19 protein-coding genes are annotated in these 26365 nt (G+C 74.0%); 11 read left to right on the top strand and 8 right to left on the bottom strand.

What is annotated here, in order from left to right:
- Nucleotides 1-325: 325 nt before the first annotated feature.
- The gene (locus ACN20G_RS06785) at nt 326-1528 is read left to right on the top strand and encodes an NAD(P)-dependent malic enzyme (protein ID WP_424211816.1); all 1203 of its coding nucleotides are present in this window, start codon (nt 326-328) and stop codon (nt 1526-1528) included.
- Nucleotides 1529-1680: 152 nt separating this feature from the next.
- On the opposite strand, the gene ACN20G_RS06780 is transcribed toward ACN20G_RS06785, so the two are convergent.
- Entirely contained in the window at nt 1681-1866 is a 186-nt protein-coding gene (locus ACN20G_RS06780) for a DUF6104 family protein (RefSeq protein ID WP_030190019.1), read from the bottom strand.
- A 148-nt stretch (nt 1867-2014) separates the two neighbouring features.
- On the opposite strand from ACN20G_RS06780, the gene ACN20G_RS06775 reads away from it, so the two are divergent.
- The gene (locus tag ACN20G_RS06775; RefSeq protein ID WP_424211815.1) at nt 2015-3205 is read left to right on the top strand and encodes an aKG-HExxH-type peptide beta-hydroxylase; all 1191 of its coding nucleotides are present in this window, start codon (nt 2015-2017) and stop codon (nt 3203-3205) included.
- A 62-nt stretch (nt 3206-3267) separates the two neighbouring features.
- On the opposite strand, the gene ACN20G_RS06770 is transcribed toward ACN20G_RS06775, so the two are convergent.
- From ACN20G_RS06770 to ACN20G_RS06750, 5 genes are all read right to left on the bottom strand, one after another.
- On the bottom strand, nt 3268-7158 hold the full coding sequence (locus ACN20G_RS06770; protein ID WP_424211814.1) for a multifunctional oxoglutarate decarboxylase/oxoglutarate dehydrogenase thiamine pyrophosphate-binding subunit/dihydrolipoyllysine-residue succinyltransferase subunit: 3891 nt from the start codon (nt 7156-7158) through the stop codon (nt 3268-3270).
- 259 nt (nt 7159-7417) lie between these two features.
- Nucleotides 7418-8506: a HAMP domain-containing sensor histidine kinase gene (locus ACN20G_RS06765; protein ID WP_424211813.1), complete on the bottom strand. Its 1089-nt coding sequence runs from the start codon at nt 8504-8506 to the stop codon at nt 7418-7420.
- The gene (locus tag ACN20G_RS06760) at nt 8506-9258 is read right to left on the bottom strand and encodes a response regulator transcription factor (RefSeq protein ID WP_424211812.1); all 753 of its coding nucleotides are present in this window, start codon (nt 9256-9258) and stop codon (nt 8506-8508) included. Before ACN20G_RS06760 ends, ACN20G_RS06765 begins: the two co-directional genes overlap by 1 nt.
- Nucleotides 9259-9457: 199 nt before the next feature.
- Entirely contained in the window at nt 9458-11182 is a 1725-nt protein-coding gene (locus ACN20G_RS06755) for a glycoside hydrolase family 3 N-terminal domain-containing protein (RefSeq protein WP_424215400.1), read from the bottom strand.
- Nucleotides 11183-11289: 107 nt separating this feature from the next.
- Nucleotides 11290-12603: an MFS transporter gene (locus ACN20G_RS06750; RefSeq protein ID WP_424211811.1), complete on the bottom strand. Its 1314-nt coding sequence runs from the start codon at nt 12601-12603 to the stop codon at nt 11290-11292.
- 148 nt (nt 12604-12751) lie between these two features.
- On the opposite strand from ACN20G_RS06750, the gene ACN20G_RS06745 reads away from it, so the two are divergent.
- The 4 genes from ACN20G_RS06745 (at nt 12752) to ACN20G_RS06730 (ending at nt 17448) form a co-directional block, all read left to right on the top strand.
- Entirely contained in the window at nt 12752-13393 is a 642-nt protein-coding gene (locus ACN20G_RS06745; protein ID WP_424211810.1) for a TetR/AcrR family transcriptional regulator, read from the top strand.
- An 80-nt stretch (nt 13394-13473) separates the two neighbouring features.
- Nucleotides 13474-14271, top strand: coding sequence for a DUF4097 family beta strand repeat-containing protein (locus ACN20G_RS06740; RefSeq protein ID WP_424211809.1), 798 nt, complete (start codon nt 13474-13476; stop codon nt 14269-14271).
- Between the two features lie 151 nt (nt 14272-14422).
- The gene (gene lon, locus ACN20G_RS06735; RefSeq protein WP_424211808.1) at nt 14423-16846 is read left to right on the top strand and encodes an endopeptidase La; all 2424 of its coding nucleotides are present in this window, start codon (nt 14423-14425) and stop codon (nt 16844-16846) included.
- 161 nt (nt 16847-17007) lie between these two features.
- Nucleotides 17008-17448: a MarR family winged helix-turn-helix transcriptional regulator gene (locus ACN20G_RS06730; RefSeq protein WP_424211807.1), complete on the top strand. Its 441-nt coding sequence runs from the start codon at nt 17008-17010 to the stop codon at nt 17446-17448.
- 27 nt (nt 17449-17475) lie between these two features.
- On the opposite strand, the gene ACN20G_RS06725 is transcribed toward ACN20G_RS06730, so the two are convergent.
- Nucleotides 17476-18252, bottom strand: a complete 777-nt coding sequence (locus ACN20G_RS06725) for a hypothetical protein (protein ID WP_424211806.1) — start codon at nt 18250-18252, stop codon at nt 17476-17478.
- A gap of 509 nt (nt 18253-18761) precedes the next feature.
- On the opposite strand from ACN20G_RS06725, the gene ACN20G_RS06720 reads away from it, so the two are divergent.
- Genes ACN20G_RS06720 through ACN20G_RS06700 form a run of 5 tightly spaced genes read left to right on the top strand, consistent with a single transcriptional unit; the run spans nt 18762 to nt 24581 of the window.
- Entirely contained in the window at nt 18762-21662 is a 2901-nt protein-coding gene (locus ACN20G_RS06720; protein ID WP_424211805.1) for a nitrate- and nitrite sensing domain-containing protein, read from the top strand.
- A complete protein-coding gene (locus ACN20G_RS06715) occupies nt 21659-22189 on the top strand; it encodes a roadblock/LC7 domain-containing protein (protein ID WP_424211804.1) in 531 nt (176 codons plus the stop codon). Before ACN20G_RS06720 ends, ACN20G_RS06715 begins: the two co-directional genes overlap by 4 nt.
- Nucleotides 22186-22566, top strand: a complete 381-nt coding sequence (locus tag ACN20G_RS06710; protein WP_424211803.1) for a DUF742 domain-containing protein — start codon at nt 22186-22188, stop codon at nt 22564-22566. The genes ACN20G_RS06715 and ACN20G_RS06710 overlap by 4 nt, the downstream gene beginning before the upstream one ends.
- Nucleotides 22547-23200: a GTP-binding protein gene (locus ACN20G_RS06705; RefSeq protein ID WP_424211802.1), complete on the top strand. Its 654-nt coding sequence runs from the start codon at nt 22547-22549 to the stop codon at nt 23198-23200. Before ACN20G_RS06710 ends, ACN20G_RS06705 begins: the two co-directional genes overlap by 20 nt.
- Before the next feature lie 40 nt (nt 23201-23240).
- Nucleotides 23241-24581 (top strand): styrene monooxygenase/indole monooxygenase family protein, encoded by a 1341-nt coding sequence (locus ACN20G_RS06700; protein WP_424211801.1) that lies wholly within the window; start codon nt 23241-23243, stop codon nt 24579-24581.
- On the opposite strand, the gene ACN20G_RS06695 is transcribed toward ACN20G_RS06700, so the two are convergent.
- Nucleotides 24578-26320: an NlpC/P60 family protein gene (locus ACN20G_RS06695; protein ID WP_424211800.1), complete on the bottom strand. Its 1743-nt coding sequence runs from the start codon at nt 26318-26320 to the stop codon at nt 24578-24580. The two genes, ACN20G_RS06700 and ACN20G_RS06695, sit on opposite strands and share 4 nt — an antisense overlap.
- Nucleotides 26321-26365: the final 45 nt, after the last annotated feature.

The raw sequence follows: 26365 nt of genomic DNA, 5'->3' as shown, positions 1-26365 counted from the left end.
TTCGACAGCGTTTCACCGCAGCTTTTGCCGGGTGTCTCGCTTTGTGGACACAGACCCTTGGACTTTTCGCCAAAAGTCGGGCAAGCCGCTTATCTTCAAAGGGGAATCGACTCGTCTGTGTGTGTGTTCTTCCGGTAGAACAGATCGTTACACCCCTCATCCGGGGCTCAGGGCGCGCGTGCGGCGCGCCCGCGCGTACGAACCTCCTCTCCGGGGAATCGGGCCGAAACCCGACGAATCGGAGCCGGACGCGGTGCCCGCCCATGCCCCAACCAGGGCATGGCCTCACCCTCGTTGAAATTCGAAGTCTTAAGGGGTCAATCCAGTGGCAGCGGAGATCGTCAATCCTCGCAGCGACAGCAACACCGAGAACAACCCGGACGCGGTCTTCGCCCTCCACCGAGGCGGCAAGATGGCGATCCAGGCCACGGTGCCCGTCCGGGACAAGGACGACCTGTCCCTCGCGTACACGCCGGGCGTGGCGAAGGTGTGCACCGCCATCGCCGAGCAGCCCGAGCTCGTCAACGAATACACCTGGAAGGCGAACGTCGTCGCCGTCGTCACCGACGGCACCGCCGTGCTCGGCCTCGGGGACATCGGTCCCGAGGCGTCCCTGCCCGTCATGGAGGGCAAGGCGATCCTGTTCAAGCAGTTCGGCGGTGTGGACGCGGTCCCGATCGCGCTCGCGACCACGGACGTGGACGAGATCGTCGAGACCGTCGTCCGCCTCGCGCCCTCCTTCGGCGGCGTGAACCTGGAGGACATCTCCGCGCCGCGCTGTTTCGAGATCGAGCGCAAGCTCCAGGAGCGCGTGGACATCCCGATCTTCCACGACGACCAGCACGGCACCGCCATCGTCACGCTGGCCGCCATGCGCAACGCCGCCAAGCTGACCGGCCGCACCCTGGCCGACCTGCGCGCCGTCATCTCCGGCGCCGGCGCGGCGGGCATCGCCATCGCCAAGATCCTCGTGGACGCGGGCATCGGCGACGTGTGCGTCACCGACCGCAAGGGCGTCGTCTCCGCCGACCGGACCGACCTCACCGACGTCAAGGCCGAGATCGCGGGCCTGACCAACAAGACCGGGCTCACCGGCTCCCTGGAGACCGCCCTCGCCGGCGCCGACGTGTTCATCGGCGTCTCCGGCGGCACCGTCCCCGAGGAGGCCGTGGCCTCCATGGCGAAGGACGCGTTCGTCTTCGCCATGGCCAACCCCAACCCCGAGGTCCACCCCGACGTGGCGCACAAGTACGCCGCCGTCGTGGCCACCGGCCGTTCGGACTTCCCCAACCAGATCAACAACGTGCTCGCCTTCCCCGGCATCTTCGCCGGCGCCCTCAAGGTCCGGGCCTCCCGGATCACCGAGGGCATGAAGATCGCGGCCGCCGACGCCATCGCCGGTGTCGTCGGTGACGAGCTGGCCGCCGACTACGTGATCCCGTCGCCCTTCGACGAGCGCGTGGCCCCGGCCGTCTCCGAGGCCGTCGCGGCCGCCGCCAAGGCCGACGGCGTCGCCCGCCTGGTCTGAGCACCCCGACGCGCCCCGGGCGCGTCACAGCGTCACCGAAGCCCCCTGCCGGAACGTTTCTCCGGCAGGGGGCTTCCCCGTGCCCGCACCACACCCCGCACACGCCGCGGGGCCCCTCCCCGAAGGAAAGGGCCCCGCGCGCGAGGAGAGACCTACTCCTCGTCCTCGTCCTCGTCGTCCAGCCGCGCCAGCCACGTCGCCAGCCGCTCCACCGGAACCTCGAAGTCCGGATTCAGGTCCACGAACGTCCGCAGCTGCTCGGCCAGCCACTCGAACGTGACCTCCTCCTCGCCGCGCCGCTTCTCCAGTTCCTCGATGCCGCGATCGGTGAAGTACAAGTCAGGCTCCGCGTCAGGGGGACGATGTGTGCCCCTCCAGGATAAGCCGCCCCACCCGGCCGGCCCGATTCCACCGGTCCTCCGCCGCACCCCACCCCACCGGTGGGAGGGTGACGCACGAGAACCGAGCACCCCGGGGAGGACCACCGTGACCACCGGCGACACCACCACCATCCCGGGACCCGCGCCCGGCACCGGACCCGAGCCCGCCGACCCGCCCGTCGACTCCGCCGCCCTGCGCGCCCTCGCCCGCACCGACCCCGACCCCGCCCTCACCCACCTCCTCGCCGCCCTCCACCACGCCCGCACCGCCCGCCTCCTGCACGCCCTGCGCCGAGCCCTGCCCGAGGGCCCCGCCCGCACCCCCTGGCGGATCCTCGACGCCGCCCACGCCCGCGCCCCCCGCGCCACCGGCGACGTGCTCCACTACCCCGCCACCACCCGCTGGGCCGAGGAGACCCTCCGCCGCCTCGACACCGGCACCACCCCCGCCCCCGACCTCGGCCGCCTCGGCGCCCTCGCCGCGGCCGCCGCCCTCCGCGCCGGCATCCCCTTCACCCTCGCCGTCCGCCCCGACGCCGGCCGCCTCCACCTCCCCACCCTCGGCGTACTCCACCCCGACACCGCCGGCCCCCTCACCCTCACCCCCGACACCTGGACCCGGCGCCCCGACACCGCCCGCGCCCTGCACACCCTCCCCGACCGCCACACCACCCTCGACGACCTCGACCCCTACCGCGGCCCCGCCCACCCCGCGCCCGCCGCCACCCCCGCCCGCCGCCTCACCCCGCCCGGCCACCATCGCTGGGACGTCCGCTTCGCCGCCGCCCGCACCCTCCTCGACCGCTGCGACCCCGACCGCGCCCCCGAACTCACCGCCCTGCTCCGCGCCGTCGTCCCCCTCGCCGGCGCCGCCCGCACCCACCCCGGCCCCACCCCCGCCCACCCCGGCGCCGCCCTGCTCCGCGCCCAGGCCCCACCCGCCCTCGCCGCCGCCCTCATCCGCGAACTGCACCACGCCAAACTCGCCATCCTCGGCGCCGCCGTCCCCCTCCACACCGCCGACCCCGAACCCCGCCACCCCACCCCCTGGCACCCCGCGCCCCGCTGCCTCGACGGCCTCCTCCACGACGCCTACGGCCGACTCGCCCTCGCCGCCCACTGGCAACGCGCCGCCCAGTACGGCGAACGCGGGGCCCACGCCCGCCACCTGCGCTGCCGCGCCGAACTCGGCGCCGTCCTGCCCGCCCTCGCCGCCCACCCCCGACTCACCGCCGCCGGCCGCGAGTTCACCGCCTGCCTCCTCGCCACCCACCAGGACCTCGCCCGCCGCCGCTGAACGCCGAAGGGCCCCGGCCCCACCCGCGAACGGGCAGGGGCCGGGGCCCTCAAGGCGACGCGTCAGGCGTCGAAGACCTCCGCGACCAGCGCGGCCTGCTCGGCCTGGTGCCGCTTGGCCGAACCCACCGCCGGGGAGGACCCGTGCGGACGCGAGATCCGCCGCAGCCGCTCGCCCGCCGGGATGTCCGCGCCGACCGCCAGGTCGAGGTGGTCGATCAGGTTCAGCGCGATGAACGGCCACGCACCCTGGTTCGCCGGCTCCTCCTGCGCCCACAGGTACTTCGCCGCGTTCGGGAACTTGGCGATCTCCGCCTGGAGTTCCGCGCCCGGCAGCGGGTACAGCCGCTCGATCCGGATGATCGCCGTCTCGGTGTCGCCGCGCTTGATCCGCTCGGCCTCCAGGTCGTAGTAGACCTTGCCCGCGCAGAACACCACCTTGCGGACCGCGTTCGGGTCCACCGTGTCGTCGCCGATCACCGGACGGAACCCGCCGGTGGTGAACTCCTCCGCCTTCGAGGCCGCCGCCTTCAGACGCAGCATCGACTTCGGGGTGAAGACGACCAGCGGCTTGTGGTGCGGGTTGTGGACCTGCCAGCGCAGCAGGTGGAAGTAGTTCGACGGCAGGGTGGGCATGGCCACCGTCATGTTGTTCTGCGCGCACAGCTGCAGGAAGCGCTCGGGACGGGCCGAGGAGTGGTCCGGGCCCTGGCCCTCGTAACCGTGCGGGAGCAGCAGGGTGACCCCGGAGGTCTGGCCCCACTTCTGCTCGGCGGAGGAGATGAACTCGTCCACCACCGTCTGCGCGCCGTTGACGAAGTCGCCGAACTGCGCCTCCCACAGCACCAGCGCGCCCGGACGGGCCAGCGAGTAGCCGTACTCGAAGCCCATCGCCGCGTACTCGGAGAGCAGCGAGTCGTAGACGTTGTAGCGCGCCTGGTCCTCGGAGAGGTACAGCAGCGGGGTGTAGTCCTCGCCGGTCTCCCGGTCCACGAGCACCGCGTGCCGCTGGCCGAAGGTGCCGCGCCGCGAGTCCTGGCCCGACAGCCGGACCGGGGTGCCCTCCAGCAGCAGCGAACCGAAGGCCAGGGTCTCGCCCATGGCCCAGTCGATGGTGCCGTCGTCGATCATCGCCGCGCGCCGTTGGATCTGCGGCAGCAGACGCGGGTGGACGGTGATCCGCTCCGGGATGTTGAGCTGCGACTCGGCGATCCGCTTGACCGTCTCCTGCGAGATCGCGGTCTCGATGACGGCCGGGAACTCCTGCGCCGTCTGCGGCGGCTGCACCGGGGCGCCCGGGTTGCCGGCGGCCTCGCGGACCTCCGCGAACACCTTCTCCAGCTGCCCCTGGAAGTCCTGGAGTGCCTGCTCGGCCTCCTCCAGCGTGATGTCCCCACGACCGATCAGCGACTCGGTGTACAGCTTGCGCACCGAGCGCTTCTTGTCGATCAGGTCGTACATCAGCGGCTGCGTGAACGAGGGGTTGTCGGCCTCGTTGTGCCCGCGACGGCGGTAGCAGATGAGGTCGATGACCACGTCCTTGTTGAACGCCTGCCGGAACTCGAAGGCCAGCCGCGCCACGCGGACCACGGCCTCCGGGTCGTCGCCGTTCACGTGGAAGATCGGCGCCTCGATCATGCGGGCCACGTCGGTGGCGTACATGGAGGAACGCGAGGAGGTGGGCGCGGCGGTGAAGCCGACCTGGTTGTTGATGACGATGTGCACGGTGCCACCGGTGCGGTAGCCGCGCAGCTGCGACATGTTCAGGGTCTCGGCCACCACGCCCTGGCCCGCGAAGGCCGCGTCGCCGTGCAGGGCGACGGGGAGCACGGTGAAGTCGGTGCCGCCCTTGTTGATCAGGTCCTGCTTGGCGCGGACCACGCCCTCCAGGACCGGGTCCACCGCCTCCAGGTGCGAGGGGTTCGCCACCAGCGAGACCTTGATCTGCTCGCCGTCCAGGCCGGTGAAGGTGCCCTCGGCGCCGAGGTGGTACTTGACGTCGCCGGAGCCGTGCATCGACTTCGGGTCGAGGTTGCCCTCGAACTCGCGGAAGATCTGCGCGTAGGACTTGCCGACGATGTTGGCGAGCACGTTCAGCCGGCCGCGGTGGGCCATGCCGATCGCGACCTCGTCGAGGCGGGCCTCGGCGGCGGAGTCGATGACCGCGTCCAGCATCGGGATGACGGACTCGCCGCCCTCCAGGGAGAAGCGCTTCTGGCCGACGTACTTCGTCTGCAGGAAGGTCTCGAATGCCTCGGCCGCGTTCAGCCGGCGCAGGATCCGCAGCTGCTCCTCGCGCTCCGGCTTGGTGTGCGGGCGCTCGATGCGGTCCTGGATCCACTTGCGCTGCTTGGGGTCCTGGATGTGCATGAACTCGACGCCGGTGGTGCGGCAGTACGAGTCGCGCAGCACGCCGAGGATGTCGCGCAGCTTCATCATCGACTTGCCGGAGAAGCCGCCGACCGCGAACTCGCGCTCCAGGTCCCACAGGGTGAGGCCGTGCTCGGTGATGTCGAGGTCGGGGTGCTTGCGCTGCTTGTACTCCAGCGGGTCGGTGTCGGCCATGACGTGGCCGCGGACCCGGTAGGAGTGGATCAGCTCGAAGACTCGGGCGGCCTTGGTGACGTCGTCGTCGTGGCTGGCGTCGATGTCCCGCAGCCAGCGGACCGGCTCGTAGGGGATCCGCAGCGACTCGAAGACCTGGTCGTAGAAGCCGTTCTCGCCCAGCAGCAGGTTGGCGACGATCCGCAGGAACTCGCCGGAGGCCGCGCCCTGGATGACCCGGTGGTCGTAGGTCGAGGTCAGGGTCATGACCTTCGAGATGCCCAGCTTGTTCAGGGTGTCCTGGGAGGTGCCCTGGAACTCGGCCGGGTAGTCCATGGAGCCGACGCCCATGATGACGGACTGACCGGGCATCAGACGCGGCACGGAGTGCACGGTGCCCAGGCCGCCGGGGTTGGTCAGCGAGACGGTGACCCCGGTGAAGTCGTCCATCGTCAGCTTGTTGCCGCGGGCGCGGCGGACGATGTCCTCGTACGCCTGCCAGAACTCGAAGAAGTTGAGGGTCTCGGCCTTCTTGATGCCGGCCACGACGAGCTGGCGGTCGCCGTTGGCCTTCACCAGGTCGATGGCGAGGCCGAAGTTGACGTGCTCCGGCTTGACCAGGGTCGGCTTGCCGTCCTTCTCCGCGAAGGAGTAATTCATGGACGGCATGGCCTTGATCGCCTGCACCATCGCGAAGCCGATCAGGTGCGTGAAGGAGATCTTCCCGCCCCGGGCGCGCTTGAGGTGGTTGTTGATGACGATGCGGTTGTCGAACAGCAGCTTCACCGGGATCGCGCGGACGGAGGTGGCCGTCGGCACGTCGAGGGAGGCGTTCATGTTCTTCGCGACGGCCGCCGCGGGGCCGCGGAGCGTCACCAGCTCGGGGCCCTTGGGGGCCTCGGTGGCGGGCGCGGCCTTTTGGGGGGTGGCGGCGGCGGGGACGGTGGGCGCGGCCGGTGCGGCGGCCGGGGCCTGGGAGGTGACAGTCACAGCGGGGGCACCAGAGGGGGTGGCAGGAGCAGGGGCAGGTGCTGCGGTGGTGCTGGGCGCGGCGGAGGCGGCGGCCGGAGCGGGTACGACGCCTGCCGCCCCCGTGGCGGCCGCGTCGGTTCCGGGACTACCGGTGGTCGGGGTGCCCGAGGGAGCGGCGGCGGCCTGTGCGGAGGCGTCGTCGCGGGTGCTCGGGGCGGGCTTCACCGGGCTCGGGGCGGCCGCGCCGCCCGGCTTGTAATCGGCGAAGAAGTCCCACCAGGCCCGGTCGACCGAGTTCGGGTCCTGGAGGTACTGCTGGTAGATCTCGTCGACGAGCCACTCGTTGGCACCGAAGCCCGAGGCGGGGTTCTTCCCGCCGTCGGATCCGTTGGTCGTGGTCGTGGTCGTGGTCGGGTTACTGGGGGACTGTGGCGACACGGCGGCAACCGCCCTCTTCCGCTTCACAAGGTATGGACAGCGGGAATAAAGGCTACGCCTGTCGGGCCCGGAGATGCAGACCGGGCGGGACTTCCGTCACGCAGGTCACACCCAACGGCGGGTTTCGCCCCGGGGAATGGCGGGAAACAAGCGCGGTTCGGGTAGGGGGCAACCAGGTTGCGGCCCCCTGGCTCCGCACCCCTGACGATCATCGACCGACTGTGGTCGAGATCATGTCCTTCCCTCCTCGAACCCTACGTCAACCTGCGGGTTTCTCGCTGCCCGGGAGGGTGACGAGGATCCGGCAGCCGCGCGTGGACTCGGCGACGCCGATCTTCCCGCCGTGCAGTCCGACCGCCCAGCGGGCGATGGCGAGGCCCAGACCGGTGCCCCCGTCGCCGCCGCCGGCGGATCCGCGATTGAAACGTTCGAACACCCGGTGACGTTCGGCCTCCGGAATACCGGGTCCCTCGTCCGTCACCTCCAGGCGCAAGGACCCCGGGTCCTCGCCCGCGCGGGCCCGGACGGTGACGCGTCCGTAGGCGGGGCTGTGCTTGACGGCGTTGTCGACGAGGTTGGCGACGACCTGGTGGAGGCGTTCGGGGTCGGCGTGGGCGGTGAGGTCGCCGGGGAGGGCGTCGAGGTGCAGGTGGACGTCGGTGCGGGTGCGGTGGGGGGCGGTGTCGGTGTCGCCGGCGCGGCCGGCGGCGAGCCCGGCCTCTTTGAGGACGCCGGAGAGGTAGGGGCCGACGGCGAAGGTGCGGGCGCGCAGGGGGACGACGCCGTTGTCGACGCGGGAGAGGTCGAGGAGGGTCTCGACGAGGCCGCCGAGGCGTTCGGCCTGGGCGAGCGCGGTGCGCATGGTCTCGGGGTCGGCGGCGGAGACCCCGTCGACCACGTTCTCCAGGACGGCGCGCAGGGCGGCGATGGGGGTGCGCAGCTCGTGGGAGACGTTGGCGACGAGTTCCTTGCGGTGCCGGTCGACGGCTTCGAGGTCGTCGGCCATCAGGTTGATGGTGGCGGCGAGGTCGCCGAGCTCGTCGCGACGGTCGGCGCCGCGGACCCGGCGGGTGTAGTCGCCCTGGGATATGGCGCGGGCCACGCGGGTCATGTCGTCGAGGGGGGCGGTGAGGCCGTGGGCCACGAACTGGGTGATGAGCATGGAGGCGATCACGGAGAAGACGGTGATGAAGCGGACCTCGGTGGCGGTGGCGGTGGCCACGAGGACGAGGCCGGTGGTGATGAAGACGGAGACGACGACGAGGGTGCCGAGCTTGGTCTTGATGGAGAAGGGGGAGAAGGGCCGCAGCCCGGATCGGCCCGATCGGCGCTCGGGGTCGGGCCCCATCAGCGGGTGCCCGGGGTCTCCAGGGCGTACCCGACGCCGTGGACGGTGCGGATGCGTTCGGCGCCGATCTTGCGGCGCAGGGCCTTGATGTGGCTGTCGACGGTGCGGGTGCCGGAGGCGTCGGCCCAGTCCCAGACCTCGGCGAGGAGCTGTTCGCGGGAGAGGACGGCGCGGGGGGTGGCGGCGAGGCAGGCGAGCAGGTCGAACTCGGTGGGGGTGAGGTGCACGTCCTCGGCGCGGACCCGGACCCGGCGCTGGGCGTGGTCGATCTCCAGGTCGCCCAGGCGCAGGGCGGTGCCGCGGGGGGCGCCGGCGGCGAGGGCGGCGCGTTCGACGCGGCGCAGCAGGACGTGGACGCGGGCGGCCAGCTCGCGCATGGAGAAGGGCTTGGTCATGTAGTCGTCGGCGCCGACGCCGAGGCCGACGAGGAGATCGGTCTCGTCGTCGCGGGCGGTGAGCATGAGGACGGGGACGGGGCGCTGGGCCTGCACGCGGCGGCAGACCTCCAGTCCGTCGAAGCCGGGGAGCATCACGTCGAGGACGAGCAGCTCGGGGTGCCAGGACTCGGCGGCGGCGACGGCGGCCGGGCCGTCGGCGGCGGTGGTGACCTGGAAGCCCTCGGCGCGCAGTCGGGCGGCGATGGCCTCGGCGATGGTGCGGTCGTCCTCGACGACGAGGACCCGGCGCTGGGCTCCGGGGGTGGCCGCGGCGGTTCGTGCGTGGTCGGTGCTGTCGCTGTGGATCTGTTCCATGCCGTTTCGTCCCGCCCCGTTCGTCCGACGGGGACCGCCGGCGGCCTCGGGCGCCGAAGATCCCGCGTGATTGGGGTGCAGCGTAGAGGAGGGGCCGGCCGCCGGCCATGCGGGATTTCGGCCGGCCGGCGTGGGAACGGCGCCTGCCCCGGGGCCTCGTGGGGAGGTTCCGGGGCAGGTCGGACAGGGTGGGGCGGGGTCAGCGGGGCGGGTTCAGGCGCAGTCCGTGACGGTGCGGGAAGAGGGGGTCGGCGGTGTCGTTGGGCACGTCGGGGCGGGAGGCTTCGACGGCGGCCATGGATCGGGGCAGTTCGAAGGGGAGCCGGCCCTCGGGCGTGGCGTGGCCGAGGAGGACGTCGAGGAGGGCCTCGTCGCTCGCGCCGTAGTCGGCGAGGAGGGCGGCCGCGTGTTCGGCGATCTCGGGGAGCACGGCGGCGCGCTCCAGGTTGACGCAGACCACGGTCGGGACGGTCTTGAGGAGGTCGAGGATCGGGGTCAGCTCCTCCTCGGTGAAGGCGAGGGTGCCGGAGTGGAAGAAGGACTCGAAGCGGTTGGCGCGGGGTTCGTGGGGGGTGCGCAGGCGGAGCACGGCGAGGTCGGCCTCGGCGGGGGAGGCGGCGGGGCGGACCCGGTCGGGGTGGGCCAGGAGGGCGGCGGGGGGTTCCTCACCCCACCAGACGCGCGGGGGTTCGGCGTCCGGGGCGGGGGTGGGCAGCGGGAGGCGGTCGCCGGGGTTGGTGAGGACGGTCAGGGAGCGGCGTTGGGCGGCGGCGCCGGCGGCGGTGAACTCGGCGCGGCCGACGACGGCCTCGGCCTCGTCGGGGTCGACGTAGGGGTCGTCGAAGAGTCCGAGGACGAACTTCTCGCGCAGCAGGCGGCGGACGGAGGCGTCGACGCGTCCGTGCCGGATCCGGCCGGAGCGGACGAGTTCGACGATCAGTTCGGGGCACTGCTCGCCGCCGAACTGGTCGACGCCGGCGTCGAGGGAGCGGGCGGCGCGTTCCAGCGGGGTGAGGTGTTCCAGGCCCCAGGCGCGGGCGGGGTGGGGTTCGCCGAAGATGACGGAGTCGGTGATCAGGCCCCAGTCGGAGCAGACGATGCCGGTGAAGCCGAGGCGGGTGCGCAGCAGGTCGGTCAGGACGCCCTTGTTGAAGCCGAAGCCGACCTCCTCCCAGTCGGTGCCGATCGGCTGCCCGTAGTAGGGCATCATCTGCGCGCAGCCGGCGGCGATGGCGGCCTCGAAGGGTTCGAGGTGCAGTTCGCGCAGGCCGCCGGGGTAGACCTGCTCCTTGCCGTGGGCGAAGTGGGGGTCCTCGCCGTCGAGCTGGGGGCCGCCGCCGGGGAAGTGCTTGACCATGGCGGAGACGGAGCGGGGGCCGAGGGTGTCGCCCTGGAGGCCGTGCACGTAGGCGCGGACCAGTTCGCAGGAGAGGGCGGCGTCGGAGCCGAAGGTGCCGGACTGGCGGGACCAGCGGGGTTCGGTGGCCAGGTCGATCTGGGGGTGGAGGGCGACCCGGAAGCCGACGGCGAGGTATTCGCGACGGACGGTGTCGGCGAAGCGGCGCACGAGTTCGGCGTCGCCGATGGCGGCCAGGCCCAGGGATTCGGGCCAGGCGGAGAAGGCGCCGGCGTTGAAGGAGGCGCCGACGTTCTCGGTGAAGGCGTGCCGGGGGTCGGTGGAGAGGGTGACGGGGATGCCCAGGCGGGTGTCGGCGGCCATGGCCTGGACGGCGTTCTGCCACAGGGCCATCTCGCGGGCGCCGTGGGAGCCGAGCAGGTTGAAGTGGGTGAGGTGGCGGTCCACGACCAGTTCGGGGGTGGTCAGCGGGAGCATGGAGCCGTCGGTCTCGGTGACCGGGGTGCCGTCCTCGTTCATCATCAGCATGGAGTGGAAGAGCTGGCCGGCCTTCTCCTCCAGCGTCATGCGGGAGAGCAGGTCCTCGACGCGCCGGTCGACGGGGAGGGAGGCGTCGCGGTAGGCGGGGGTGTGCGTGGTCACGGCGGTGTGGCCTTCCTTCGGGAGGGGTCGGGTCAGCGGACCGAGCGGATGAGCTGGACGAGGGCGGCGCCGACGGCCGCGCAGACGCCGCCGAAGAGGAACAGGGCCCCGTAGTTCCCGCCGCCGCCGATCGCGAGGATGAAGGGGGCGATCATCGGGACGAGGGACTGGGGGAGGGCGTTGGCGATGTTGAGGACGCCCATGTCCTTGGCGGCGGTCTCGGGGTCGGGCAGGACGGCGGCGGCCAGGGCCACGTCCACCGCGAGGTAGAGGCCCTCGCCGAAGCCGAAGACGGCCACGGCCAGCAGGAACATGCCGAAGGTGTCGGCGGTGGCGATCAGCACGAGGCCGACGCCGACGACGGCGGCGGAGGCCAGCACGAAGGGCTTGCGGCGGCCCGTGCCGTCGGAGCTCCAGCCGCCGACGAGGGAGCCGAGGACGACGCCGGCGACCGTGACGAGGGTGGTGGTGAACATCTTGGCGGCCACGGAGTCGGCCGGGACGTCGAGCCGGTCCATCAGGAAGTAGACCTGGTAGCTGGTGACGCAGGCGATGCCGATGAAGACCAGGAAGCGGCTGACGAAGTTCCAGGCGTAGTCGCGGTGCTTGACGGGGTTCACCCAGAAGCTGCGCAGGAACTCCTTGACCGTGTAGCGGCCGAAGGAGCCCGGGCGGGCGGGGCGGTCGGGCAGCACGAGGGCCAGGGCCACGGCGCCGGCGACGCCGACCAGGGCGGGCACCACGAAGGCCAGCGCCATGTTCTCGTCGAAGACCTGGGCCAGGAAGCTGCCGGCCACCATGGAGACCGACATCATCATGCCGACCATGCCCGAGACCCGGCCGCGCTGGTGCTCGGGGATCAGGTCGGGGATGCAGGCGGTGACCATGCACAGGGCCGCGTTGCAGCCGAGCTGGGCGATGGCCCAGCCGAGCACGAGCATTCCGACGCTGTTGCCCAGGCCCACGATGGTCAGGCCGATCAGGGCCACCACCATGCCGCCCACCAGCCAGGGCCGGCGGCGGCCGAAGCGGCTGGTGGTGCGGTCGGAGAGGGCGCCGAAGAGGGGGTTGCCGACGAGGGCGAGGACGGCGCCGACGGTGAGGACCTTGGCGAGGGCCGCGCCCTTCTCGGCGTCCGGGACGATCTGCGCCACGCGCAGGGCGAGGGTGACGATGATCGGGGTGAACACGGCGATGCAGACGCCGAGCTGGGCGAGGACGAGGCCGAGGATCAGGCGGGCCGGCGCGTCGGCGGGACGGGCCGCGGGATCGGGGTCGGGAGCCGGTGGGAGGGGGGCCGGTCCGTGGCCGGATGTCGACTGTGCCGGTTCCTGCGTCAGCGCCATGGGGACTCCAGGGTGTGCGCGGTCGGCCTCGTCGCCGACCTGGCAGGGCCACCGTGACACGAAAACCGAGTACCCGAAAGGTTTTGAAAAGTGGGCAGGATCACAAACACCGCCCGGCCGAAAATCGACGGGGCATAGGGTGGAGCGCATGGCATCCGAACAGGGGCGAACGGCCCGAGAGGGCACGGGCCGTGGGACCTACGCGGTCGGGGACGCGCGGCGTCGCAAGATCCTCGACACCGCCGTCGAGCACTTCGCGCAATGGGGCTTCCACGCCTCCTCCCTCGCCCGCATCGCCAAGGAGTGCGGCATCACCCAGGGCGGGCTGCTGCACCACTTCCGCGGCAAGGAGGACCTGCTGCTGTCGGTGCTCGCCCAGAGCGAGGAACGCGACATCGAACGCCTCTTCGCCGTGCCCGCCGAGACCACCGCCGCCTACTGGGACACCCTGGTCTCCCTCGTCGAGGACAACGCGCGCCGGCCCGGCATCGTCCGCATGTTCAGCGTGCTCGTCGGCGAGTCGGCCGACCCCGCGCACCCCGCCCACGCCTACTTCCGGCAGCGCTACGCCCGCGTCCTCGACCACACCGTCGGCGTGCTCCGCGCCGGCCGGGAACGCGGCGAACTGCGCGCCGACCTCGACCTGGAGGCCGTGGGCCGCGAACTCCTCGCCGTCATGGACGGCCTCCAGATCCAGTGGCTGCTCGACCCCGAGGCCGTGGACATGGCCGCCGGCGTCCGCGCCCACCTCGACCGGCTCATGCTGTGGGCCGCCCCGCCCGCCGGATGACCGGGGGTGGGGAAGACCCCACCCCCCTGTCGGGCGCCCGCCCCAGCGACGGCGGGCCCCCGGTCGACCAGGCTGGGGACATGACCGCAGCCCAGCACCCCCGCAGCCGCCGCACCCTCCGTCCCGCCCTCGTCGCGGGGCTCGCCGCCGCCGCGGCCGGCGCCCTCCTGACCACCGGATGCTCCCCCTCGGACGTGCTGACCCGCACCAAGATCCTCCGCTCCGAGGCCACCGTCACCGACCGGGTCACCGACGTGGAGATCACCGACAACGGCTCCGGGAACGTCGAGGTGGTGGCCCGCCCGGCCGGCTCCACCGACACCACCACCCGCGTCACCCGCGCGATCCACTACGTCGGCGACACCGCCCCCAAGCCCACCCAGAAGGTCAGTGGCGGGGTGCTCACCGTGGACAAGGGCTGCTCGGAGGGGATCCGCGGGTGCAGCGCGGACTGGGTGATCGAGGTGCCGGCCGGCACCCGGGTCCGGCTCGGGGCGAGCAGCGGGGACGTGACGGCGCGCGGGGTGGCCGACGCCGAGCTGAGCACCTCCTCCGGCGACGTCCGGGCCGAGAACGTCACCGGCACCCTGCGCCTCGCCGCCTCCTCCGGCGACGTGGTCGGCACCGGCCTCAAGGCCCGCGACACCACCGCCGAGACCTCCTCCGGCAACCTCGTGCTGGCCTGGGCCGCCGCCCCCGGCTCGCTCCGGGCCCGCAGCGGCTCGGGCGACACGACCGTGCGGGTGCCGGGCGGCCCCTACCGCGTGACCGGCAAGACGGGCTCGGGCGACCGGACGGTCTCCGTGCCCACCTCCGGCACGGCGGTCGCGACCCTCGACGTGACCAGCGGCTCGGGCGACGCGACGGTGGAGCACTGAGGGGTCGGGACGCAAACGCGGGCGCGGGGCGTTGGAGGGGGTGGGGGCGGCGGTGAAGGTGTTCGCTCAGGGTGAACTCGGGTTGGGGAACACTCTGCGGCTCACATGCATTGAGTGCACATAGCTCAACTTCACTGCCGGAGGGAAGATCATGGCTTCGACGTCCGTAACGCTCACTCTGCCCGTGCTGCCGCTTGACGACGAGGTCGTGCTGCCCGGGATGGTCGTGCCGCTCGACCTGTCGGACGGGGAGGTGCGCGCCGCCGTCGAGGCCGCGCAGGTAGCCGCCAAGGGCGGCGGGGGCAAGCCCCGGGTGCTGCTCGTGCCCCGGGTCGACGGCAAGTACGCGGCCACCGGCACGCTCGGCACGGTCGAGCAGGTCGGCCGGCTCTCCGGCGGTGACCAGGGTGCGCTGATCCGCGGCGTGGGCCGGATCCGGATCGGCGCCGGCACCACCGGACCCGGCGCGGCCCTGTGGGTGGAGGGCGAGACCGTCGACGAGTCGGTGCCCGACCCGCTGCCGGGGGCCGTGGTCGAACTGGTCAAGGAGTACAAGGCCCTGGCCACGACCTGGCTGCGGGGCCGCGGGGCTTGGCAGGTCGTGGACCGGGTGCAGCAGATCGAGGGGGTCGGCGCGCTCGCCGACAACTCGGGCTACTCGCCGTTCCTCACCCTGGCCCAGAAGGTCGAACTGCTGGAGACCGCCGACCCGGTGGCCCGGCTGCGGCTGGCCGTGACCGCGCTCGGCGAGCACCTCGCGGAGCAGGACGTGGCCGAGTCCATCGCCAAGGACGTGCAGGAGGGCGTGGACAAGCAGCAGCGCGAGTTCCTGCTGCGCCGGCAGCTGGAGGCCGTGCGCAAGGAGCTGCGCGAGCTGAACGGCGAGGCCGAGGGCGAGGGCTCAGACGACTACCGGGCCCGCCTGGAGGCCGCCGACCTGCCCGAGAAGGTGCGGGAGGCCGCGCTGAAGGAGGTCGACAAGCTGGAGCGGGCCAGCGACCAGAACCCCGAGGGCGCCTGGATCCGCACCTGGCTGGACACGGTGCTGGAACTGCCCTGGCACGAGCGCACCGAGGACGTGTACGACATCCGGGGCGCCCGGGAGATCCTCGACGCCGAACACGCCGGGCTGGCCGACGTGAAGGACCGGATCACCGAGTACCTGGCCGTGCGCAAGCGGCGCGAGGACCGGGGCCTGGGCGTGATCGGCGGCCGGCGCGGCGGGGCCGTGCTGGCACTGGTCGGGCCGCCCGGCGTGGGCAAGACCTCGCTGGGCGAGTCGGTGGCGCACGCCATGGGCCGCAAGTTCGTCCGGGTCGCCCTCGGCGGCGTCCGGGACGAGGCCGAGGTGCGCGGCCACCGGCGCACCTACGTGGGCGCGCTGCCCGGCCGGATCGTGCGGGCGATCAAGGAGGCCGGGTCGATGAACCCGGTCGTCCTCCTCGACGAGATCGACAAGGTGGGCTCGGACTTCCGGGGCGACCCGGCCGCCGCCCTCCTGGAGGTGCTGGACCCGGCGCAGAACCACACCTTCCGCGACCACTACCTGGAGGTGGAGCTCGACCTCAGCGACGTGGTCTTCCTGGCCACCGCCAACGTGCTGGAGTCGATCCCGGAGGCGCTGGCCGACCGGATGGAGATCGTCCGGCTCGACGGGTACACCGAGGACGAGAAGGTGGTCATCGCCCGCGACCACCTGTTGCCCCGGCAGCTGGAACGGGCCGGGCTCGGGGCCGAGGAGGTCACCGTCGGGGAGGACGCGCTGCGCCGCCTGGCCGGCGAGTACACCCGGGAGGCCGGGGTGCGGACCCTGGAACGGGCGCTGGCGCGCGTACTGCGCAAGGTGGCCTCGCAGGCCGAGCTCGGCGAGCGGGAACTGCCGAGCACCCTGGGCGCCGAGGACCTGCGGGACCTGATCGGCCGGCCGCACCACGTGCCGGAGTCGGCCCAGGACCCGGCCGAGCGGCGCACGGCGGTGCCCGGGGTGGCCACCGGCCTCGCGGTCACCGGCGCGGGTGGCGACGTGCTGTTCGTGGAGGCATCGCTGGCCGACCCGGAGACCGGGGCGGCGGGCCTGACCCTGACCGGCCAGCTCGGGGACGTGATGAAGGAATCGGCGCGGATCGCGCTCAGCTTCCTGCGCTCGCACGGCGCGGAACTGGAACTGCCGGTCGCCGACCTGAAGGACCGGGGCGTGCACGTGCACTTCCCGGCGGGCGCGGTGCCCAAGGACGGCCCCAGCGCCGGGATCACCCTGACCACGGCCCTGGCCTCGCTGCTGTCGGGCCGGCAGGTCCGCACGGACGTGGCGATGACCGGCGAGGTCTCGCTGACCGGGCGGGTGCTGCCGATCGGCGGGGTGAAGCAGAAGCTGCTGGCCGCGCACCGGGCCGGGATCACCACCGTGATCATCCCCAAGCGCAACGAGGCCGACCTGGACGACGTGCCGGCGGAGGTGCTGGAGAAGCTGCGGGTGCACGCGGTGACCGACGTGCGGCAGGTGCTGGCCCTGGCCCTCGCGCCGGCCGGCACGGACGCGGGCGCGGAGCGGGAGGACGCCTCGGTGGCCGCCTGATCGCGGCGGCCGGGCGGGGAGCCGGGCCCGGGAACGGCGTGAGCGTCGTTCCCGGGCCCCCGCGCGGGCCGCGCCGGCGGGCGGCTGCGAAATACTGTTCCCATCGGGTCGTCGATCCGGCGCCCCGCCAGGCGGGGCTCCCTGGGAAGCGGGAGTGACACGTGCAGGGGAACGAGGACCAGGAGTTCCTCGCGTTGGAGCGGGAACTGTCCGTGTTGCTGCGCCGGGCCCGCGCCTCCTCGGGGGAGATGGCCCGGGAGCTGCACCCGGAGCTGGAGCCCGCCGCGTACGGGTTGCTGGTGCGGCTGGAGGCGGGCGGCCTCCAGCGGGCCACCGAACTCGCCTCGTACTTCGGCGTGGGCAAGGCGACGATGAGCCGGCAGCTGCGGGCGCTGGAGGAACTGGGCCTGGTCACCCGGGCCCCCGACCCCGCCGACGGCCGGGCCTTCCTCATCGACCTCACGGCCGAGGGCCGCGAACGCTTCCTGAAGGTCCGCGACGCCCGCCGGGTCCGCTACATGCGCAACCTCGCCGACTGGGACCGCGGCGAGGTCGCCGAACTCGCCCGGCTGTTGCACCAGCTCAACCAGGGCTCCGAGTAGTCCGGGCGCGACCGGGTCGCGGCCCGCTCAGAGCGCGGCGTGCGCGACCGAGGCGTCGTCGTGCCGCTTGTACCGGGCCGCGGTCCGCTCCGGGTCCCGTTCGACGGCGCGGACCCGGTCGACCAGAGCCCGCGCCCCGTGCGCCCGGACCAGCTCCGCGCACTCCGTCCAGTCGCCCTCGGCGAAGGTGTCCACCCAGCGGCTCGCCCCGTCGGTCAACGCGACGATGTCCGTCACCCGCGCGCGGGGCGTTTCGCCCAGGACGGCGCGGGAGGCCACGGCCGGATCGGCGGCGGCGGTGAAGAACCCGCCCTCGGCGTTGCGGAGCCGGTCGGTGGCCTCGACGGAGCGCAGCACGGCCGGGTCCACGCGGTCGAGGCGGTCGTCGAGGACGGCCGTCACCTTCCCGTCGGGGGCGCGCAGCAGGAGCACGGAGTCGGAGAGCACGAGGTGCTCGACCCGGTCCGCGTCCCAGCGGACGAGGACCACGGTGGCCTGCGGGGTGCGGACGTGAGAAAGGTCACAGCTCTCGCGGTGGTCGGCGGCGGTGCGGGCGATGGCCTCGGCGAGCACCGCGTCGAGTCCGAGGTCGCGCCGGGCGCCGGACAATTCCGTCAGCCGGCCGCCGAGCTGGGCCGTGAACCACGGCACGCCGTGCTCGCAGCCGTCGTCCCCGGCCGGTGGGGTCACCCCGTCGAGGACCACCACCACCCCGCCGGTGCCGCCCGCCGGCAGGGCCGCCGACACCCAGTCCTCATTGGGGCGTTCCGGGTCGCCGGGGTCCGTGGTCAGGTCGATGCGCATGCCGCCAGTGTGCCTCGTCGGACCGCGTTCCGGAGGGCGAAACGGCAACAGGTCCATACCAATTGACGTGTGTTCGGGCGGTTTTCCCGACCCGCCGCGAGCCCCCCGGGCCCACCGCCCGACCCCCACGCCCGCCGGCCCGGCGGACGAGGGCGCCGGCTGCGGGCGGGCATCCTGCCAAAGCACCCGCCGAACTTTCAACCGCCCGCCATTCGGCGGACACTCCGCGCCCCGCGTCCGAGTTGTTCGCCAACTCCACCCTGATGTTCACTCGTTCGAGTGGCCGGGCGGGCGATGTGGGGCTCTGTGTCCCCGGCGCACTGCGAAGGTCTGAAGCGGTACGAGGGGGCAGGGGGCGTTTACTTGTTGACCGGCCGTTACCTTGGCCACACGAGTAGACGAGCACGAGCACACGTACAGGATTGCGAGCACCGGTGCAGAAGAAGCGGTCTCGGAAGAGCGGCACCGCCACCCCAGACGTACCCGCCGGCGCAGGACGCCGCGTCCGCGTGCGCAACAGGCTGGTCACGGGCGTCGCGATCACCGGCCTGGCGGTCCTGGCCGCCGGCGCGCCCGCCGTCGTCTCCGCGTCGGGCGAGCTGAACGACTCCCAGCGCCTGGTCACCCTCGCCGAGCAGGCCCGCCACACCCTCGCCCTGAGCCACGCCCTCGCCGACGAGCGCGACGCCGTCACCGAGTTCGTCGCCCAGGGCCGGCCCGCCGCCGGCAAGGCCGTCCTCGCCGACCGCACCGGGCGCACCGACCGGCAGATCGCCGAGGCCCAGGCCGAGGCCGACGAGGCCACCGCCGCCACCCTCGGCCGGATCGACGAGGTCCGCGCCAAGGCCCTCACCGGCACCGGCTCCGCCCTGGCCGCCCAGCAGGCGTACTCCGGCGTCCTCGCCGACCTGCGGATCCCCGGCGAGACCCTCGCCGAGGGCACCCCGCCCCGGGCCGAGGCCGCCCTCGCCCTCACCCGGCCGCTGGCCCCCCTCGGCCAGGCCGTCGAGCAGGCGTCCGCCACCCGCGGCCTGCTCCTCGCGGCCCTCGCCGTGCCCCGCGGCTCGGGTTCCGGATCGGGCTCCGGCGACGGAAGCGGAACCGGAACCGGAGGCACCGGCACGGGCTCCTCCTTCGACGACGGCACGGGCACCGGCAGCGGCACGGGAAGCTCCACCGGCTCCGGCAACCCCGTCGTCGACGAACTCTCCGCCGCCGCCCAACGCGCCCGCGTCCGCGAACTCGCCGCCCTCGACGACGTGGCCCACAGCGCCCGTCCCGAGGTCCGCGACACCCTCGCCGCCACCGTCACCGGCCCCGAGGTGAAGACCGCCGACGGCTACCTCACCGCCCTCGCCGGCAAACCCACCCTCGACTCCGCCGACCGGCGCACCGACCGCGCCGCCGTCTCCGCCGCCCTCACCGCGCGCATCGACCGCACCCGCTCCGTCGAGTCCACCCTCGTCGCCGAACGCGCCACGGCCCTGGCCGGCCTGCGCGACGACGACGTGACCCGCCTGGAACTCGTGATCGCGGGCCTGGCCGTCCTCTTCCTCCTCGCCGTCGGCGTCGCCACCGGCGTTGCCCGCTCCCTGACCCGACCCCTGTCGGTGCTGGTGCGCGGCGCGGCCCGCCTCGCCACCCCCGAGGGCTCCGTCGAACCCGTCCGCTTCACCGGCCGGAACGACGAGTTCGCCGAGGTAGTCCGCTCCCTGAACGGCGTCCGCGACCAGACCGTCGCCCTGCACACCAGGATCGCCGGCCTCGACGCCGACCACCGCCGCCTCATCGGCCGCAACGAGGCCCTCGGCAAGGGCCGGCAGGGGCTGGAGGAGGAGCTCGCCGAACTGCGCGCCCACCTCGACGAGCACCGCAAGCTCATGTCGGGCACCTCCGTCTCCCTCTCCCTGCGCACCCTCGGCCTGGTCGAGCGCCAGCTCACCGTCATCGAGGACCTGGAGTCCCGGGAACAGGACCCCGACCGCCTCGCCACCCTCTTCAAGCTCGACCACCTCGCCACCGTGATGCGCCGCCACAACGAGAACCTCCTCGTCCTGGCCGGCCAGGAACACGGCCACGGGCAGGCCGGCCCCGTCCCCCTCGTGGACGTGGCCCGCGCCGCCGTCAGCGAGATCGAACGCTACGAACGCGTCGAGATCACCGCCCTGCCCTCCTTCACGCAGGTCGCCGGGCACGCCGCCGACGACGTCTCGCACGTCCTGGCCGAACTGCTGGAGAACGCCACCACCTTCTCCCCGCCCGAGGCCAAGGTCCGCGTCTCCGGCCGGATCCTCGACACCGGCGAGGCCGTCCTCACCGTCGTCGACGAGGGCATCGGCGTCACCCCCGACCGCCTCGCCGTCCTCAACGCCCGCCTTTCCGGCCCCGACGCCCACGACCCCGAGCCCGAACCCGAACAGGGCCTCGGCCTCGGCCTGTACGTGGCCGGCCGGCTCGCGGCCCGGCACGGGGTCACGGCCGAACTGCGGCCCGGCCGCGGCGCCGGCATCGAGGCCGTCGTCGTCATCCCGCCCTCCCTGCTGCCGACCCTGCCCGCGCCCGGCGTCGCCCCCGCCCACACCCTGGGCCGCGAGGTCCCGGTGCTGCACCTGCCCGGGGTGGTCGCCGAGGCCAACGAGCACACCCTGCCGCCCCGCCCCCGGCACGCCGCCCCGACCCCGGAGGACGAGGCCCCCGCCTCCCGGGACGCGACGACCCCCGCCCCGGCCCCGCGGGAGCACGTCGACCCGCGGGCCGCCGCCCCCCGGGTGCCGGCCCCCGCCGAGCCGCCCGCCGCCCCGGCGCCCGCGCCGGCCCAGGCCCACGCCCCGGCTCCGGCCCCGCGTCGCACCCCGGAACCCGACCCCTTCGCCGCGCCCGGCGAGCGACTGCCCGACCCCGGCCAGGTGTTCACCGTCGGCGCCGCGCCCGCGCCCCCCGCGACGCCGCCCGTCGACACCCCGACGGTCCGCCCCCTCGCCGACCGCGCCCCCGAACCGGCCGCCCCGGCGCCCCCGGCTCCCGTCCCCGGCGCCCGCCCCGAACACGGCCGCGTCGCCGACCTGCCCGTGCGGACCCCGGGCGCCAACACCCCCGCCGGCCACGTGCCGGCCCCGGGCACGGCCCCCGCCACACCCGCGTCCGAGCCCGCCGAGCGGCTCACCGACAAGGGCCTGCCCAAGCGCACCCCCCGGTCCGTCCGGGCCGCCCGGCCCGAGGACGGACCTCTCCCCGGCCCCACCGCCGACGCCCGCCCCGAGCCGCGTCGCGTGGACGCCGAGGACCTCAGACGCCGGCTCTCCGGCTTCCACCAGGGCGCCAAGGACGGGCGCCGCGACGTGGAGGCGGAGCCGGTCCAGGGGCGGGACCCGAAGGATCAGGGGGACACCGTGGAGGAGGCACGTTCATGACCGCGCCCAGTACGTACGGCCTGAGCACCCAGGCCCGCAACCTGCAATGGCTGCTGACCGACCTCGTGGAGGAGGTGCCCGGGATCGTCTCCGTGGCCGTGGTCTCCTCCGACGGGCTGCTGCTGCTGTCCTCCGAGCCCGGCGAGCAGGGCGGGCCGGCCTCGGTCGAGGCGGGCGAACGCCCCCGGGGGCCGCGCGGCGCCTCGGCCGACCTCGCCACCATCGTCTCCGGCCTCGGCAGCCTCACCACCGGCGCCGCCCAGCTCATGGACGGCGGCCCGGTCAAACAGACCATGGTCGCGATGGAGCACGGCTCCGTCTTCGTGATGGCCATCAGCGACGGCTCGCTCCTCGGGGTGCACGCCACCCCCGACTGCGACATGAGCGTGATCGCCTACCACATGGCCCTCTTCGTGGGCCGCGCCGGCCACGTCCTGACCCCCGAGGTGCGCAGCGAACTGCGCCAGTCCCACCACGTCACCCAGCCCGGCGCACCGGACGGGCACGAGAGCGAGAACACCGCATGAGGGCATCGGCCTCCGAACACCTGCCGATACGCGGGGCGGACCGCCGACCCGCGCGTGTCCGCCCCTACTCCCTCACCGGAGGACGCACCCGCTTCACCCACGTCCTGCGCGTCGAGACCTTCGTCGCGACCCTGGACGCCGGCGTCCGCGAGGACGACCGGATGCCCGAGATGCGCGCCATCGTCGAGGTCTGCCGCCGGATGCGGACCATCGCCGAGATCGCCGCGCTCCTCGAACTGCCGCTCGGTGTGGTCCGCGTGCTCGTCTCCGACCTCGCCGACCAGGGCCGGGTCCGGGTCTACGGCTCCGGCCAGGGCGCGGCCCGGCCGGACCGCGCGCTGCTCGAAAGGGTGCTCAGTGGTCTCGGCGCCGTCTGAGGCCGTCGGCGGCCGCGACCGGGTCGCCGGACCGGTCCCGGGCCGCGCCGACGACCCCGTGCAGCCCTGGCAGTACGACCGTTCGCGCGCGCCCATCGCCGTGAAGGTGCTGGTCGCGGGCGGTTTCGGGGTGGGCAAGACCACCTTCGTCGGCTCGGTCTCGGAGATCGCGCCGCTGCGCACCGAGGCCGTCATGACCGAGGCCAGCCTGCCCACCGACGACCTCTCCGGCACCCCCGACAAGCACAGCACCACCGTCGCGATGGACTTCGGCCGGATCACCCTGGCCGACGACCTGGTGCTGTACGTGTACGGGACCCCCGGGCAGGAACGTTTCTGGTTCATGTGGGACGACCTCGTGCGCGGGGCCATCGGCGGGATCGTGCTGGCCGACACCCGACGGCTACGGGACTGCTTCCCGGCCCTCGACTACTTCGAGAGCTGCGGACTGCCCTACGTGGTCGCCGTCAACCACTTCGAGGGCTCCCGCTCCTACGAGCCCGAGGACGTGCGCGAGGCCCTGACCATCGCGGCCGACACCCCCGTCGTGATCATGGACGCGCGGCGTCGCGCCGGCGTCCTCGAAGCCCTGCTGGGCCTCGTCGGCCACGCCCTCGACCACACCCCGGCCTGAGCCCCTCCCCACCCCCGACCACCACGGAAGGCACCGGACCATGCGCAGGATCCTGATCGTCGGAGCCGGCCAGTCCGGTCTCCAGCTCGCCCTCGGCCTCCAGGCCAAGGGGTACGACGTCACCCTCGTCTCCAGCCGCACCGCCGACGAGATCCGCACCGGACGGGTCATGTCCACCCAGGTCATGTTCGACACCGCGCTCGGCCACGAACGCGATCTGGACCTGGCCTTCTGGGAGCGCCAGGCCCCCCGCGTCGAGGGCCTCGGCGTCTCCGTCGCCGCCCCCGACTCCGGCCGGGCCGTGGACTGGCTCGGCCGGCTCAAGGGCCCCGCCCAATCCGTGGACCAGCGACTGAAGATGGCCGGCTGGCTGGAGGTCTTCGTCCAGCGCGGCGGCCAACTCGTGGTCCACGGGGCCTCCGTCGCCGACCTCGACTACTTCTCGCGCGCCTACGACCTGGTCCTGGTGGCCGCCGGCAAGGGCGAACTGGTCCGGATGTTCGAACGCGACGCCGCCCGCTCCCCGTACGACACACCGCAGCGCGCGCTGGCCGTCTCCTACGTGCACGGCCTGGGCCCCCGCCCCGAACACCCCGACACCGAGGCCGTGCGCTGCAACCTCGTGCCCGGCGTGGGCGAGTTGTTCACCATGCCCACCCTCACCACCTCCGGCCGCGCCGACATCCTGTTCTGGGAGGGCCTGCCCGGCGGCCCCCTCGACGTGTTCCGAGGGGTCACCGACCCCCGGGAACACCTGGCGCTGACCCTGGAGCTCATGGAGAAGCACACGCCCTGGGAGTACGCGCGGGCCCGCGACGTGGAGCTCACGGACGCGAACGGCACCCTGGCCGGGCGCTACGCCCCGGTGGTCCGCAAGCCCATCGGCCGGCTGCCCGGCGGCGGGCTGGTCCTCGGCGTGGCCGACGTGGTCGTCGCCAACGACCCGATCACCGGGCAGGGTTCGAACGCGGCGGCCAAGTGCGCGGCCTCCTACCTCTCGTCGATCCTCATGCACGGCGACCGGCCCTTCGACGAGCCGTGGATGCGGGCCACGTTCGACAAGTACTGGTTCACGGTGGGCAAGCCCACCACCGACTGGACCAACGCCATGCTGGCCGCGCCGCCCGCGCACGTGCTGGAGCTGATCGGGGCGGCCGGGCTGCACCAGGAGGTGGCGGATCGTTTCGCCAACTCCTTCGACAACCCGTCCGACCTCTCCCGTTACTTCTTCGACCCCGAGGACACCGCCGACTACCTGGCGGAGGTCGGCGAACGCGCGGAGCGCGCGAAGGCCCGCGCCGAGGCCGCGCGTGCCGGTGGCGCCCCCGACCCGGGCCACGCCGACGGCCCCGGCGGGCGCAGGGACCCGAACGCGCCCTAAGGGGCCGGGGAGCCGGCGGCGGTGGGGGTGCCGGTGTCGGTCGCGCGGTCCGCGTCCGTCGCGGTGCCCGAGGCCGCGTGGGTGCCGGTCGGGAGGGCCGGCGCCGTCCACCGGGCGAGCGGGGCCGCGTCCCCGTCCGGCCGGACCGCGCCCAGCACCGGGTTCGCCGCCAGCGGCGAGACCTTCACCCGGCCGCCCGGCCGGGGCGCGTGCAGCACCCGGCCGCCGCCCAGGTACAGGCCCACGTGCGTGGCCTGCGGGAAGTACACCACCAGGTCCCCCGGCCGCAGCCGGTCCAGCGGCACCCGGGGCAGTCGCGCCCACTGCTCCTGGCTCGTCCGGGGGATGGTCCGCCCGGCGCGCTCCCAGGCCCGCGAGGTCAGCCCGGAGCAGTCCCAGGCGTCCGGGCCCACCGCCCCCCACTCGTACGGGTCGCCCAACTGCCGCACCGCGTAGGCGAGGGCTGCCCCGCCGGCGGCGCTGGGGGAGCGCACGGGGAACCCGGCCCGGTCCAGGGGCGGCGCGGCGTCGTCGGCGGGACCGGCGTCCCCGACGGTCGCGGCCGGCGTGAGCCGGCCCGAGGCCAGCAGGGCCCGCTGCGCGTCCGCCGCCCGCTCCTCCTCGGCCCGTTCCAGGCCCGCCACCCGCTCCGGCCCCAGGGAGGCCAGCAGCCGCTCCACCTCCTTCAGGCGCGTGGTGACCTCGGTGCGGGCCGCCCGGGCCTCGGCGGCGGCCGTCCGCTCGGCGTCCAGGGCCTTGCGGGCCGCCGTCGCCAACCCGTCCGCCCGGCGCTCGGCGGCCGACAGCCGGCGCAGCAGACCGGCCCGGCGGCCGGCCTCCCGACCCGCCAGCCGGCCCCGCTCCAGGGCCTGGTCGGGATCCCCGGACAGCACCACCCGCGCGTACACGGAGAAGCCCGACGCCTGCCGGTCCCCCCGGTACTGCTCCCGGGCCAGGCCCCCGGCCAGTGCCCGCTGCGCCCCGAGCGCGTCGCGGGTGCCGGCGAGGGTCGCGGCCACCTTGCGTTCCTCCGCCTGCCGGGTCCGCAGCCGGGCCTCGGCGGCGTGCGCGGCCTCGCCCGCCTCCTCGACCCGCCGGTACAGGTCCCCGAGCCGGTCCAGCAACTCGGTCACGGCCGGCGCCCCGGCCGCCCCGGGCAGGGCGACGGGGGAGCGGGGCGGGAGGGTGTCGGCCCCGGAGTCGACGCCCTCGAAGCCCTCGGCGGCCTCCGGCGGCTCGACCGGCTCGACCGGCTCGACCGCGCCGGGGGAGTCGGGCGCGCCCGGGCGGGTGCGGGGGCCCGGGCCGACGGGACGGGCGGGCTTGGCGTCGTCCCTCGCCGCCGGCTTCGAGCGCCCGACCGCCGGGCGCCCGACCACGGCGATCCCGGTCCGCCCCGCCCCGCGCACCACCGCCCGGCCCCGCGCGGAGGCCGGCGCGCGGGTCACGGGCGGCTCCGTGCCCGGCCCGGCGGCCCGGGCGGGCGGCTTCGCGTCCGCCCGCGCCGTGGGCACGCCACCGCCCCGCGGCCCCGGCGGCGTGGCCCGGGGCGCGTGCGCGGCCGGGGTCACGGGGGCCGCGTCCGCCCCCGGCTCGGGGCCGGTCCGCCCCGGTGCCTCGCCGAAGCCGAGCGGTTCCGCGCCGACGCCCGCCCCGAGCCCCACCCCCAGGGTCAGTCCGGTACCCGCGAGCGTCAGCGCCGCGGCCACGCACACCCCGCGCAAGAGTCGTGCCGGCATGTCGTCACCTCCGAGTGTCGGGGCGCCGATCGTGGCACGCACCGG

This window comes from Streptomyces dryopteridis, assembly GCF_049606955.1.
Taxonomy (GTDB): Bacteria; Actinomycetota; Actinomycetes; order Streptomycetales; family Streptomycetaceae; genus Streptomyces.
The sequence above is the reverse complement of the archived record's forward strand: the minus strand, read 5'-3'. Positions and strand labels throughout refer to the sequence as shown.

Excerpts from the sequence above, each read along its gene's own strand:
- ACN20G_RS06765 (WP_424211813.1), bottom strand. The coding sequence starts at position 8,506 with ATGGGGCCCGACCCCGAGCGCCGATCGGGCCGATCCGGGCTGCGGCCC.
- ACN20G_RS06760 (WP_424211812.1), bottom strand. The coding sequence starts at position 9,258 with ATGGAACAGATCCACAGCGACAGCACCGACCACGCACGAACCGCCGCG.
- ACN20G_RS06755 (WP_424215400.1), bottom strand. The coding sequence starts at position 11,182 with ATGACGCTGGAGGAGAAGGCCGGCCAGCTCTTCCACTCCATGCTGATG.
- ACN20G_RS06750 (WP_424211811.1), bottom strand. The coding sequence starts at position 12,603 with ATGGCGCTGACGCAGGAACCGGCACAGTCGACATCCGGCCACGGACCG.
- ACN20G_RS06745 (WP_424211810.1), top strand. The coding sequence starts at position 12,752 with ATGGCATCCGAACAGGGGCGAACGGCCCGAGAGGGCACGGGCCGTGGG.
- ACN20G_RS06740 (WP_424211809.1), top strand. The coding sequence starts at position 13,474 with ATGACCGCAGCCCAGCACCCCCGCAGCCGCCGCACCCTCCGTCCCGCC.
- lon (WP_424211808.1), top strand. The coding sequence starts at position 14,423 with ATGGCTTCGACGTCCGTAACGCTCACTCTGCCCGTGCTGCCGCTTGAC.
- ACN20G_RS06725 (WP_424211806.1), bottom strand. The coding sequence starts at position 18,252 with ATGCGCATCGACCTGACCACGGACCCCGGCGACCCGGAACGCCCCAAT.
- ACN20G_RS06715 (WP_424211804.1), top strand. The coding sequence starts at position 21,659 with ATGACCGCGCCCAGTACGTACGGCCTGAGCACCCAGGCCCGCAACCTG.
- ACN20G_RS06710 (WP_424211803.1), top strand. The coding sequence starts at position 22,186 with ATGAGGGCATCGGCCTCCGAACACCTGCCGATACGCGGGGCGGACCGC.
- ACN20G_RS06700 (WP_424211801.1), top strand. The coding sequence starts at position 23,241 with ATGCGCAGGATCCTGATCGTCGGAGCCGGCCAGTCCGGTCTCCAGCTC.
- ACN20G_RS06695 (WP_424211800.1), bottom strand. The coding sequence starts at position 26,320 with ATGCCGGCACGACTCTTGCGCGGGGTGTGCGTGGCCGCGGCGCTGACG.